A 12,794-nucleotide genomic window follows, 5' to 3' on the forward strand; every position below is an offset into this window, starting at 1 on the left:
AATAACAGCATGCCATTACATATCCTGATCGTTGAGGATGAACCCTCAATCGCTGAGACACTCATTTACGCCTGCCAGTCTGAGCAAATGCTAGCCACTCATGTCACATTAGGCCAGCAGGCGCTGGATCTTGTGAAACAGCAATCCTTTGACATGATCATCCTCGACATAGGCTTGCCGGATATGACGGGGTTTGAGGTGTGCAAGCAGCTACGCCGTTTTTGCGCGACGCCGGTGATTTTCCTGACTGCGCGTGATCATGAGATAGACCGCATACTCGGGCTGGAGATCGGTGCAGATGACTATGTGCCCAAACCATTCAGCCCCCGCGAGATCATTGCAAGAATCAAAGCCATACACCGCCGCTTACATCCAGAAAACTCACACCTGGTGGCAGGATTCCAATTAGATGAGATCGCTAGCCGGATTTATTATCACCAGCATATGCTGCAACTGACACGTTATGAGTTCCTGCTACTCAAAACACTGATACAGCAACCTCACCGTGTATTTTCTCGCACTGCGCTCATGGATACTGTCTGGCAATCCGCTGAAGAAACCATGGAGCGTACGGTGGATACCCATATTAAAACCCTGCGTAACAAGCTACGCGAGCTATCGCTTACCCATGCTTTAGTCCCTCAGGAGATGATAGTGACGCACAGGGGCATGGGCTATAGCCTGCTGCCATAATCGCCCCCATGAAAATCAGCCTGAAGATTTTTCTTGGTTATTTTTTGCTGGTAGGCCTGGCAGCATGGTTTGTCCTGGTGGTATTCGTCGATGAGGTCAAGCCCGGTGTGCGGCAAGCGATGGAAGATACATTGGTGGATACCGCCAATGTGCTTGCTGAACTGGCAAAGTATGACTTAAAGCAAGGCAATATCCAGCATGGCCAATTTGCAGAAAGCTTGCAGAACTACCAGGCTAAATCAGGCATCGCCAGCATCTGGGGCATTCCAAAATCCACAGCAGATTATCGTGTTTACATCACAGACCGCCAGGGCATCGTCGTGTTTGATTCCCAGGCACTGGCCATCGGCCAGGATTACTCCCACTGGAACGATGTTTACCTGACGCTCAAAGGCCAGTATGGCGCCCGTTCCACGCCCACCAACCCTGCCAACCCCGATGGCGATACCATCATGTATGTGGCTGCACCTATTTTGGATATGGGCCAAACCATAGGCGTGCTGACCGTGGCGAAACCCAACAGCACCATGCAGCCATTTATCCGGCGCGCGCAACAGAAAATCATGGGTTGGGGCGCCTTATTGTTTATATTATCCCTGGGCCTGGGCGTTGCGTTTACCTGGCGCTTTACCCGCGCCATTCACCGCTTGCGAGACTATGCCATGGCCGTGGCACAAGGCAAAAAAGCAGTCGCGCCGGATTCCAGCAATGATGAGCTGGCGGAACTGGCAAAAGCGATGAAAACCATGCGCGACGAGCTTGATGGGCACCAGCATCTGCAGCACGCCATCCAGCAGTTGACACATGAGCTGAAAAGCCCGATCACAGCGATACAGGCAGCCGTTGAATTGATAGAGCCAGAGATGCCGGTGCAAGACCGCACTCACTTTCTCAATAGCATCAAAACGCAAAGCCACCGGCTGCAACAGATGGTGAAAAACATATTGGGGCTGGCTGCGCTTGAACAACAACAAATGCTGGCGCTTCCGGTAAACATCGCGCTTGCAACCTTAGTGACGCAACAGATACAGCTCGTCAAAGACCGTGCCGATCAACGTGGCATCGCACTGATCACCAGCCTTGACACTACACTGTCCATCCATGGCGATGCTTTTTTATGCGGGCAGGCAATCAGCAATCTGCTGGAAAATGCCCTGGATTTTAGCCCGGACAACAGCAACATATGGATTCGGTTAACCCATACTGCCGAAGGCGTCTGTTTACAGATCCAGGATGAGGGAAGTGGCATTCCCGATTATGCGCTCAATAGGGTCAGTGATAAATTCTATTCCCTGCCCAGGCCTGCCAACACCCCTAATGCCGGACAAAAAAGCACTGGGCTTGGCCTTAACTTCGTCCTCCAGATCATGGCATTGCACCGCGGAAAATTCGCTATTGCCAATGTAGAAAACGGCGGCGTGATTGCCAGCCTGCTGTGGCCTGGCTAATACCGGATACAGCCACTTCACACTCGCTTCACATTCACCACAACATCACTTCACGCACGCCTTTTAAGCTGCAAACTCTTTCATCAAGGAGTTTGCTATGCAAAAACCACTGTTATACAAATCGCTGGGGATACTAGGGCTGATACTGCTCATGTCGTTCGCGATTGGCTACGTCAATGATTTGATTATCGAACGCCAGGCCAGGCAAGTATCAGTAGAAAGCGATATCGCGCAATCTTCCACTGCCGCACAAACACTGACTGGCCCTATCCTGATCATCCCTTACGCAGAACATTACACAGAAACGCGAGGCACAGGCGAATCACAAACCCTTATTGAATATAAAGATGAGAAACGTCTTTATTTGCTGCCAAGCACACTGGATATTGCCGGCGGGTTCACCCACAACGTGAAACAAAGAGGTATTTTCAAAGCCTTGATGTATCGCTTCAATGGTGATGTTTCCGGTTCGTTCAGTCTTGATCAGATCAAACTGGAGCCACAGCATAAAAATGGCAGACTCACCATGGGTAGACCTTTGTTAGCGATAGGCCTCAGTGACACCCGCGGCATTGATGGACAACCGGTGTTAAATTGGGACGGCCAAAAAATCGCCTTGAAACAAGGCAGCCAGTTGCCTTTATCGTTGCCCGGCATTCATGCTGACCTTGGCAGTTTAAGACCTGACCAGCACACAGTTGCTTTTACATTGAACCTGCATATCCGTGGCATGCAGCACTTCCAGGTGATCCCTGTGGCTGATAAAAACACAGTCCAGTTACATTCCAGCTGGCAGCACCCGCATTTTGCTGGCAATTTCTTACCAGATGCTGCCAGCCAGAAAATCGACCAGCATGGCTTCCGGGCAACATGGGAAGTTTCCTCTCTCTCCAGCAGTGTGCAGGCGACCCTGCTCAATACACTGGCTCAGAAATCTGACATGCCAGGCTTAGCTGCCATCAGTGTCGGTTTTGTCGAACCCATCAATATCTACAGCTTATCAGACCGTGCCACCAAATATGGCCTGTTGTTTATCGGGCTTACTTTTGCTGGTTTCTTTATTTTTGAAGTCATGAAGCAGTTACGCATCCATCCGGCGCAATACACCCTGGTCGGGCTGGCGATGGCGGTTTTTTATCTTTTACTGATTTCACTTGCCGAGCATATCGGCTTTGCCTATGCCTATTGCATTGCCAGTGTGGGCTGCGTCAGCCTCATTGGTTATTACCTCGCAAACATCATGAAAAACGTGCGCTTCGGCATCGTATTCTCACTCAAGCTTGGGCTGTTATATGCCACTTTATATGGCATTCTCATCTCGGAAGACAATGCGCTACTCATGGGTTCGATACTGATATTCAGTTTGCTGGCTTTCACTATGGTGGTGACGCGTAAAGTTGACTGGTATGCGCTGAGCCAGCATCAATAGCACTATGTACGGAGCAAGCGCACATGTGCACTCAGTGTATTCAGGCTGATTTGCGCTTGGAAACAAAAGAATAGTTAAACAGGTTTCACCCCACATCAAACCCTGCATCTTTTGCAGGGTTTGATGTCATTCGCCAATCCGTTTTTCTGCAATCTTTGCAGCATTTTCCACACACCAAATTTCACCAATCAATAAAACAATTAAAAACTTCTATTAAATCATGGCGTTAAGAATAATTTAACATTACTTAGCCACATGGCATACCGCTTGCAAAGAGATATCCATATTGATTCAAAATAATAAGGGAAGTCTTTGTGAAGCATCCATTTTTACGCGCCTATGGTCTGTTTTTGCTACTGGGCGGATTAACGCAATTCCTGCTTTGGTTATTTGGCGCTTCATCCCTCGAAGGATTTAAAGACGCAGTGATTGTTTCCACCTTGTGGTTGATCCCACTCTGGTGGCAACCACAACGGTTACGCGCATGGAGTGCGGGTATCGCGGCATTTATCGGTGCCTCTGCCTTGCCCGGCCTCGCTTATTTCCTGGTGTATCGCCAGGAGCTGACCCAAAGCCTGATGATGATTCTGTTTGAATCAAATAAAAGCGAATCCCAGGAGTACCTGCATAACTATTTCGCCTGGTGGATTTTGCTGGTGTTGCTGGCATTTATCCTGATTCCCGCAGTGTACTGGCGCACATTGAAACCCGCCCTGCTCTCAAAATCGCGGGCAGCAGTTTATACCCTGATCACCGTGTTGATAGCGTTTTCATCGCCCATAAAACCGGCCCTGCAAAATGAATGGGGCTACGCCTATAAAAGCTTTAACAAACACTTTAGCGGCGTGCCGCCTTACCAACTGGCGCTGGGTTACCTGAACTACCAGCAGCAACTGGAGGAGGTGAACCGGACCTTGCTGACCATGAACAGCATTCCACCGCTGGCGCATTTCACGGAACAGGCCAAACCTGGCCCGACCACTGTGGTGCTGGTGATTGGTGAATCGACTTCGCGCCTGCACATGGGCTTGTATGGCTATGGTCGCGATACCAATCCCGAGCTAAGCAAAATCAAGCATGAGCTGACGGTGTTTGAAAATGTGTATTCGCCACGGCCGAATACCATTGAAAGCCTGCAACAGGTGCTGACTTTTGCCGACCAGCAACACCCGGATGATTACAAAACCAAACCATCGCTGGTGGCGATGATGAAACAGGCGGGGTATCACACGACCTGGATCACCAACCAGCAAACGTTGACCGGCCGCAACACCATGCTGACCACCTTTGCCAAGCAGGCGGATAAACAATACTTCCTCAATAATGAGCGTCGCCAGAATGCCTACAGCTTTGATGAAAAAGTATTGGCACCGTTTGCCGAAAGCCTGAAAGACCCGCACCCGAAAAAGCTGATCATCGTGCACCTGCTGGGCACGCATATGAAGTACAGCTATCGCTACCCGGAAAATTTTAATGTGTTTAAGACGGCACAAGGCTTACCCACCGCCGGGCTGGATGAAGAAAAAACCGCATTGATCAACAGTTATGACAATGCCATCCGCTACAACGACTGGATCATGGCACAGCTGATTTCCACGCTGAAAGCCAAACAGCAACATAGTTTGCTGATGTATTTCTCTGACCATGGTGAGGATGTGTATGACACGGCACCACACGATTTTCAGGGTCGTAATGAAGCCGCGCCTACATTACCGATGTACAGCATCCCGCTGATGATCTGGCACTCCGAGAACTGGTTTAACGCCAAAACACTGCTCGCCAATGTGGATACGCATGCGCAGTATGACAATGCCGATTTGATCTATACCCTGGCCGACCTGGTGGGACTGTCGTTTGATGGCTTCCGCCCGGATGAAAGCATTGTGAATGCGAAGTTCATGCCTGACAGCATCCTGGTCGGTGACCCCTACTTAGGCAAATTGCAAACCTTGCCTGGCACCATCAACTTTCCTGAGAATGAGGTCGCGACATGGAACGCTGGTTTGCCAACACGCAACTAGGCTGGTTGTGGGGTTTGCTAGGCGCGAGTGCCTTGGGCATTTTCGTCCTGGCCAATTACACGGCCCTGGACTTGACGCTGGCGGACCGCATGTTTGATGCCAGCCGCGGACAATTCACTTATCAACACGTGTTTTTCTTCGACACAGTGATGCATGACTATGCCAGGCAGCTGCTCACCGTTGTATGGCTGGTGCTACTGGTTTTAGCATGGCTACCGCAACAATTGCGCCCTACCTGGCTGTTGCCTACACATCAATACCGTTTGCGCTGGGTGACGCTGCTGGCTGTCACCCATAGCGGTCTAGTGTCGTGGCTCAAGCACCAGATGCCACATGCCTGCCCGTGGGATGTCACCCGCTACGGCGGCAGCTTACCGTGGTTTCCCGCATTTTCTGCACATACCCTGAACATGGCCGGACACTGTTTTCCGGCCGGGCATGCCAGCAGCGGGTTATGGCTCTCCGCCTTGTGCCTGTGCTGGTTGCCGCATGCGCCACGTAAAGCTCTGGCAATGGCCGTTGCCGGGCTGGCAATCGGCCTGGTGCTCGGCTGGTGCCAGCAAATGCGCGGCGCGCATTTCCTTTCCCACACCTTGACATCGGCATGGCTGATGTGCGCTTTGCTGTTGTGCGTTTTGTCATTCTCGCGCAGTGGCTACGCCAATCACACTCATTTAAAAGACAGTTACGCATGAAAAAACTTTCCTTCCCGGCAGTATTTCGCCAGCTATTCACACCGCAGATTTTATTGATCTGGGGCGTGACACTGTGGCTGATGTTTTTTGATAACTATGCACTGGTGTCTCACCTGACTCAGCTCTACCCTCTGCTGGGCGGGCAAAGCGGTTTGCTACTGAGCCTGCTATTGTTTTTTACGCTAGTCACGGCCTTATGGCTATTGCTGATCAGCCATGGGCGCAGTGCGCGCTGGCTATTGGCACTGGTGCTTTTCAGCAGTGCGTTCGCCGGGTTTTATATGCAGGAATTCGGCATCATCATCGATACGGTGATGCTGGATAATCTGTTCCAGACCGACCGCAAAGAAGCTTTTGGCCTGCTGTCATGGCAAATGATTGCCTTTGTTACGGTGCTCGGCGTGTTTCCGGCGTTATGGCTGCTGTTTAAAGCCCCCACCAGCTGGTTTGGCCGCGACAGTTTGCGCATCCGTGCCTTGCACCTAGGCTTGGTACTGGTGCTGATGGTCACCTGCGTCTGGCCTTACTCTGCCGGCTATGCCAGTTTTATTCGCGAGCATAAACTGGCGCGCATGTATTTAAACCCGGGGTTTATGCATTATTCGCTGATCAAATGGGCTAACCAGCAACTGAGCATTCCCGAGAGCCAGGCACTTGAACAGGTAGCAACAGACACTCAAAAAATAGGCGCCAGCCCCAAACATGAATTGGTGATCATGGTGGTGGGTGAAACCGCGCGCTATGATCGTTTTTCGCTGAACGGCTACCATAAACTGACTAACCCACGCTTGCAACAAGAGAACGTGGTGAGCTTTAAACAAGTCTCTTCATGCGGCACATCCACTGGCGTATCGGTGCCTTGCATGTTCTCTGTTCTCGGCAGACAGCAGTATTCCGCTAAAAAAGCCAAGCATATGGAAAATGCGCTCGATGTATTGAAAGAACACGGTATCAGCGTGTTATGGCGCGACAACAACTCCGATTCGAAAGGAGTAGCCACACGCATGGCGTATGAGGATTTTCAGTCACCGGCCATGAACAAGGTGTGTGATACAGAGTGCCGGGATGTCGGCATGTTGCAGGGCCTGGAACAGTATATCCAGGCGCATCACGGCCAGGACATCATGATCGTATTACACCAGATGGGCAATCATGGCCCAGAATATTACCGCCGCTACCCAAAAGCTTTTGAGAAATTCACGCCGGTGTGCCGCAGCAGTGATTTATCCCAATGCAGCCAGCAGGAGATTGATAACGCCTATGACAACGCTATTTTATATACCGATTACTTTTTGAGTGAGGTCATTCAATTACTGAAGAAATACGACAACAGCCATGAAACGGCAATGCTGTATGTGGCTGACCACGGCGAGTCGCTGGGTGAGCACGGCCTGTATCTGCACGCAGCGCCTTATATGATTGCACCCAAAGAGCAAACCCATGTACCAGCCATCTTATGGCTAGGTAAACAATTTGATTACGCCATCAACCAGGTGCAGCCCTACCGGGATTATCCTCTGAGCCATGATGACCTGTTCTGCACCCTGCTGACAGCTTATGAGTTGAAATCAGATACTTGCCACTCACATTACAACTGGCTGATTGCTAATCCTGAGGTACGTGCAGAACTTAAACTGCCGCCTTTACCTGCATTGCCGGCAGCGCCGCAGGTGATGCCAACGGTGGTCCGTCAGGAAACACCACCAGACACAGCGAAAGCCATCCGCAACGCAGCGTTAAGGCGTAGCAGCGCTGCAACGTAGACTGGGCGGCGGGTCGCTGAGGACTTTATTGCCCGCAACCCACAAAATGGCGCGCACGCGGTCATCGAGTTTGCAGGCATCGATATAGCCAATTGCGCTTTCGGTATAAGCCACATAGCGGATCATTGCCTCTTGCGACTCCACGGTATAGGGCGGTTGCGTGCCGTGGAAGTAAAGCTCGTTCCAGTACCCCACCTGCGACCTGGGGCTACTATGTAATACCTGCTGCGAAAAGCGCAGGCGTAACGGGTGGTCACTGGATAAATTAGCCGGGTGTAAGGGTTTGCCGTGGTTGTCGTATAACTTTTTGCGCCAGTAAACTGGTGCCAGGTCATTGGTTGACACCGGCACGCTATACGCTGGTTGCGCCGATACAATGACGGCAATCACAGCGTCATCAGCCATGGCGACTACGGGCAATAGCGCCATGAGTAACAAGCAATATATGCGGTAGTGCAAATGCATCAATACATCATCGCAAATGAAGTGGTAAAGCCACGCGGAACATCTTCATATTCGCCGCTGCCGCCCACCACCTCAAACTTCAGCAACTGATTCGGTTTGAGCCTCTTGGTTAACCCGATCACCCAGCGGTCTGCATCCTGGTCAGCCCGCTGATGCAGGCTTTCGAACCTGGTGATCCAGTACCAGTCATCCTTGATCAGGAAGGCACTTTGGAGATAGGAGCCTTTGCCGCCGATTTTTCCTTGCTCCGATTTACGGGTATAAGCTTCACCGCTGAACTCCCAGCGACCAAATTCCAATAGAAAATCTACCCCCACTAACTGGTATTTTGGTCCGTTCGGTTTCTCGTCACGGAACCTGGAAACATTGAGGCCTATCGTATTCAGGCCGGCGTTTTCATCGGTGAAATTAAAAATATTATTAATGGCAATACGGGCACCCTGCATGTCCTTGTATTGTGTCTCGCCACGGCTTTCAGGTTGCGCATTCATGGTCGCCATATACAATTGGTAGTCCAGCGAACGTTCTTGAAATGGCAGGTTACCAAACAGCTGCAAGCCGCTGGTGAAACTCGGGAATAGTTCAGTGGTCGCCAGCGGCCTACTGGCCGTCCACACCAGCGGAGAGGCATGCAATTGGTTCCAGCGGCCTAATGGCGTCAAAAAACGCCCTATGCGCAAGTTAGCGCTTTGATTCAGGTTCACATCAAAATACAAACGCTCGGGATTGATATAGGCATCGCGAAAATCGAGCCCTTGCTTATGGGTATAAGTCGCGACATTTTCCAGGTCGAGCTCGCCGAAAAACTTGATACGTGAGTTCTTATCCCAGGTCACGATCATGCTTAACTCGTTCCAGTTCAACCGGGTAGGTTCCGTGCGTGGCACATGCAAATCCACGCTGGTATATCCTCCGACGCGGAAACCATCCCAGAAGGATGACTCCTCCTCGGCCAGCAGTGGCTTGCACATCATGCACAGGCTGATTACACTGACCGCGCAACGCAGTAAAATAGTGGACATAAACATTTTCCGATTAAGCTAACGCAACGCCTGGGGAAAGCGATGATTCAATAACAATGTCTTAGCCCGCCTAGGCGCGAATAAAGATTTCGACGTAGTATATGTTGAATATATTAAGTAGAAAATTTTTATGCGTCACACCGTAAGGCGACCAAGCTTTATTGAATCAATGCTTCCCTATGATTGAGCCTCTATTTTCTCATACTCCATGCCAAAACACGCCCCTTTAACCATCCGGAAAATGCTGCTGATCGCATTCTTGCTGGCCGGATTACTGCCCGCACTGCTGGTGAGTGTGCTCAGCTTTTACCAGGCACGCACAGCCTTACGCACCGAGATCAAACATGACCTGCAAACCACAGGTAAGGCAGTCGGCGAACACATAGACCGTGTATTGTTTGAGCGTGTACAGAACGTACGCAGCTGGAGCCAGCTGGCCATCATGCAGGATATGCAGATTGGCGATATCGATAAACGGTTGTCGGTATTTCTTGAAGAGACGCGCTTAAGTTACGCCGCACAATATATTTCAATTGATGTTGCCGACCTACAATCCACCATTGTTGCATCCAGCGATCCGCGCCACATCAACCAGCGGCTAAGCAGCCCACCGGTCTGGTTTTCGTTCAAAGAGGATGACCAGCCGATTACCATCTACCATCTGCAAAATGATCAATTGATGATTTCCACGCCAATCAACTCTGATTTCACCTTGCAACCCATGGGCCACCTGATCGCAACATTTAACTGGTCAGTGATCCAGGATTTACTCAACCATGCCGCTCAACATGCAACAGAACTGGCACTGGTTGACGAGCATGAACGCCTGCTGGCGCAATCCAGAAACTGGTCGCAGCCGCGCTACAACCTGCATACCCATATCCCTATGCAAAGCACCCTGCCCATCTATGGCTGGGAAGTAAAACTCAATAAAGAGCATGATGTAGCAGTCGCCCCTGTGCACAGGCTGGGGCTTATTTTCCTGATCCTACTGATTGTGATCCTGCTTTTCTCCCTTATCCTGGTCAGGCCCATTGCCAGGCAGATTACCCAACCACTGGATGATTTACTACGCTTTGTGAAAAAACTGCGGCAGCCGGATGTGGTGACCCCACCCCTCAGCGGCCCGGTCGAAGTACAAGCGCTGCACCAGACATTTACCAAGATGGCGGCAGATCTGGCCGAATCAGAACAGCAACTGACGCGGGCAGCCAAACTGGCAGTAGTGGGTGAAATGGCCGCGGCCATGAGCCACGAAGTACGCACGCCCTTAGGCATCATGCGCTCTTCTGCCGATGTACTGAAACGCGAACCGACACTCAGTGACGACGGCCGTGAAGTATTGGGGTTTATTATTTCCGAGACCGAACGCCTGAATAAGCTAGTGACAACCTTAATTGATTCGGCGCGGCCACGCTTGCCCAGCAAGACGCCTCTGGAGCTGCAATCGCATCTGCAACACGTATGCGATATGCTGCAAAAACAGGCGCTCGATAAACATATCCAGTTGTCCTTACATGCTCCAGCGCCGCTGATCATTCCGGTAGACCAGGATCAGATGACACAAGTCATGGTGAACCTGGTCATCAATGCCATCCAGATATTGCCCGAACACGGCCAGGTCGCCGTCTCGCTTTCGCATGACTCCCAGTTCGCGCATATCTCAGTGGCAGATAATGGCCCTGGCGTGCCGCCCCCACAGCAAGCCCATTTATTTGAAGCCTTTTTTACCCAGCGGGCTGGGGGTGTAGGCCTGGGGCTGGCGGTGGTCAAACAAATCGTGGAAGCACACGGTGGTACAATTACCTATAGCACCAGCCCATGGCAAGGTGCCCAATTTAACCTGGCACTGCCGTTAAACCCTTAACCATGCATTCAGCAGATTCCAGATACCCAATGTCCACCCCACCACTCACTATACTGGCCGTTGATGATGAACCGAATATGCGGCGCCTGCTGGAAATCAGCCTGCGTCAGGCCGGTTATCGCGCGTTATCAGCGGGCAATGGCCGTGAAGCACTGGAGATTATCCGCCAGCAACAAATAGACCTGGTGGTCAGTGACCTGCATATGCCGGGCATGAATGGCCTGCAGCTGCTGGAGGTTTTGCGTAACGAACATGAACATTTGCCCTTGATCATGGTCACGGCACAAGGTGAAATCAAAACCGCGGTGGAGGCCATGAAACTGGGCGCCAGTGATTATATTCTGCGTCCGTTTGAGCTGGAAACACTGGAAATCGCCATTGAAAAAGCACTGACCGTCAAACGCATTCACCAGGAAAACACTTTCCTCAAGCAAAACCAGCAGCCGGATATTACCGGGCTGATCGGCAACAGTCCGGCCATGCAATCCCTGAAACAGATGATTCAGCAAGTCGCGCCGGAGCGGGCCACGGTATTTATTGTGGGTGAAACCGGCACCGGCAAAGAACTGGTGGCGAAAGCCTTGCATGAAGCCTCTCCCCGCCATGCGGCACTATTTGTCGCCATCAACTGTGCGGCTATCCCGGCGGATATCCTGGAATCCGAATTATTCGGCCATGAGAAAGGCGCGTTTACTGGCGCAGTGAAAGAGCGTATCGGTAAATTCGAACTGGCGAATGGCGGCACGCTGTTCCTGGATGAGATCACCGAAATGCCTATCCAGTTGCAGTCAAAATTACTGCGGGTCTTGCAGGAAAATGTAGTGGAAAAGCTGGGTGGTAACCGTCAGATCGCACTGGACGTGCGGGTAGTGGCCGCCACCAATAGAGACCCGATACAAGCGGTTAAAGAAGGCAAACTGCGTGAGGATTTGTATTACCGTTTGAACGTGCTGCAATTACAGATTGCGCCATTGCGCGAACGTCATGACGACATCGCCCTTCTGGCTGAGTTTTTTCTCGGTAAACGGCAATGTCAATTAAGCGAAGAGGCGCGCTTATGCCTGCAGCATTATGACTGGCCAGGCAATGTGCGCGAGCTGGAAAACATTCTGGAACGAGCAGCGATTCTGGCAGGTAACCAGACCATACAACCGCAGCATCTACCAGCCGATATCGGCCAGCACCCGGCGCAGGTGCCTGCCGAAATAACTGCCACTGCAGAGACAAATATGCTTTCGATTCCGCGTACGACAGAAGCCATGGAACGCAGGTTGATCATGCAGGCGCTGGATACGTGCCAGGGAAATAAAACCAAGGCAGCTAAGTTGCTGGAGATCAGTGAGCGTTCACTCTGGAACAAACTGAATCAATATGAATTACGTTAAAGTGAT

General features: G+C 51.2%; 10 protein-coding genes. 8 read left to right on the forward strand and 2 right to left on the reverse strand.

What is annotated here, in order from left to right; all coding sequences use genetic code 11:
* Positions 1-9 precede the first annotated feature (9 nt).
* The 6 genes from creB to ACSSVF_RS03355 all read left to right on the forward strand — a co-directional run bounded on the left by creB (position 10) and on the right by ACSSVF_RS03355 (position 8,049).
* Positions 10-693 (forward strand): two-component system response regulator CreB, encoded by a 684-nt coding sequence (gene creB, locus ACSSVF_RS03330; RefSeq protein WP_492405479.1) that lies wholly within the window; start codon positions 10-12, stop codon positions 691-693.
* An 8-nt stretch (positions 694-701) separates the two neighbouring features.
* A complete protein-coding gene (gene creC / locus ACSSVF_RS03335; RefSeq protein ID WP_492405480.1) occupies positions 702-2,141 on the forward strand; it encodes a two-component system sensor histidine kinase CreC in 1,440 nt (479 codons plus the stop codon).
* Between the two features lie 97 nt (positions 2,142-2,238).
* A complete protein-coding gene (gene creD, locus ACSSVF_RS03340; RefSeq protein WP_492405481.1) occupies positions 2,239-3,570 on the forward strand; it encodes a cell envelope integrity protein CreD in 1,332 nt (443 codons plus the stop codon).
* Between the two features lie 314 nt (positions 3,571-3,884).
* Entirely contained in the window at positions 3,885-5,591 is a 1,707-nt protein-coding gene (gene cptA, locus ACSSVF_RS03345; RefSeq protein WP_492405483.1) for a phosphoethanolamine transferase CptA, read from the forward strand.
* Positions 5,561-6,286, forward strand: a complete 726-nt coding sequence (locus ACSSVF_RS03350; RefSeq protein ID WP_492405485.1) for a phosphatase PAP2 family protein — start codon at positions 5,561-5,563, stop codon at positions 6,284-6,286. The genes cptA and ACSSVF_RS03350 overlap by 31 nt, the downstream gene beginning before the upstream one ends.
* Positions 6,283-8,049 carry a phosphoethanolamine transferase gene (locus tag ACSSVF_RS03355; RefSeq protein ID WP_492405486.1) on the forward strand — a complete coding sequence of 589 codons (1,767 nt, stop codon included), beginning with the start codon at positions 6,283-6,285 and terminating at the stop codon, positions 8,047-8,049. The genes ACSSVF_RS03350 and ACSSVF_RS03355 overlap by 4 nt, the downstream gene beginning before the upstream one ends.
* Here the strand turns inward: ACSSVF_RS03355 and ACSSVF_RS03360 are convergent.
* Together ACSSVF_RS03360 and ACSSVF_RS03365 are read right to left on the reverse strand one after the other, a co-directional pair.
* Positions 8,023-8,478 carry a hypothetical protein gene (locus ACSSVF_RS03360; protein ID WP_492405488.1) on the reverse strand — a complete coding sequence of 152 codons (456 nt, stop codon included), beginning with the start codon at positions 8,476-8,478 and terminating at the stop codon, positions 8,023-8,025. The genes ACSSVF_RS03355 and ACSSVF_RS03360 overlap by 27 nt on opposite strands.
* Before the next feature lie 35 nt (positions 8,479-8,513).
* The gene (locus ACSSVF_RS03365; RefSeq protein WP_492405489.1) at positions 8,514-9,536 is read right to left on the reverse strand and encodes a hypothetical protein; all 1,023 of its coding nucleotides are present in this window, start codon (positions 9,534-9,536) and stop codon (positions 8,514-8,516) included.
* A gap of 208 nt (positions 9,537-9,744) precedes the next feature.
* On the opposite strand from ACSSVF_RS03365, the gene ACSSVF_RS03370 reads away from it, so the two are divergent.
* Together ACSSVF_RS03370 and ACSSVF_RS03375 are read left to right on the forward strand one after the other, a co-directional pair.
* Positions 9,745-11,403: a sensor histidine kinase gene (locus tag ACSSVF_RS03370; RefSeq protein WP_492405491.1), complete on the forward strand. Its 1,659-nt coding sequence runs from the start codon at positions 9,745-9,747 to the stop codon at positions 11,401-11,403.
* Between the two features lie 29 nt (positions 11,404-11,432).
* Complete coding sequence (locus tag ACSSVF_RS03375; protein ID WP_492405493.1) at positions 11,433-12,788, forward strand: sigma-54-dependent transcriptional regulator; 1,356 nt, start codon at positions 11,433-11,435, stop codon at positions 12,786-12,788.
* Positions 12,789-12,794: the final 6 nt, after the last annotated feature.

Source organism: Methylophilus sp. E2MeOHC9 (genome assembly GCF_058744375.1).

Bases quoted from the DNA above. Each gene is read 5' to 3' on its own strand.
- ACSSVF_RS03355 (WP_492405486.1), top strand. From the start codon at position 6,283: ATGAAAAAACTTTCCTTCCCGGCAGTATTTCGCCAGCTATTCACACCG.
- ACSSVF_RS03375 (WP_492405493.1), top strand. From the start codon at position 11,433: ATGTCCACCCCACCACTCACTATACTGGCCGTTGATGATGAACCGAAT.
- ACSSVF_RS03350 (WP_492405485.1), top strand. From the start codon at position 5,561: ATGGAACGCTGGTTTGCCAACACGCAACTAGGCTGGTTGTGGGGTTTG.
- ACSSVF_RS03360 (WP_492405488.1), bottom strand. From the start codon at position 8,478: ATGGCGCTATTGCCCGTAGTCGCCATGGCTGATGACGCTGTGATTGCC.
- creB (WP_492405479.1), top strand. From the start codon at position 10: ATGCCATTACATATCCTGATCGTTGAGGATGAACCCTCAATCGCTGAG.
- ACSSVF_RS03370 (WP_492405491.1), top strand. From the start codon at position 9,745: ATGCCAAAACACGCCCCTTTAACCATCCGGAAAATGCTGCTGATCGCA.
- ACSSVF_RS03365 (WP_492405489.1), bottom strand. From the start codon at position 9,536: ATGTCCACTATTTTACTGCGTTGCGCGGTCAGTGTAATCAGCCTGTGC.
- creD (WP_492405481.1), top strand. From the start codon at position 2,239: ATGCAAAAACCACTGTTATACAAATCGCTGGGGATACTAGGGCTGATA.
- creC (WP_492405480.1), top strand. From the start codon at position 702: ATGAAAATCAGCCTGAAGATTTTTCTTGGTTATTTTTTGCTGGTAGGC.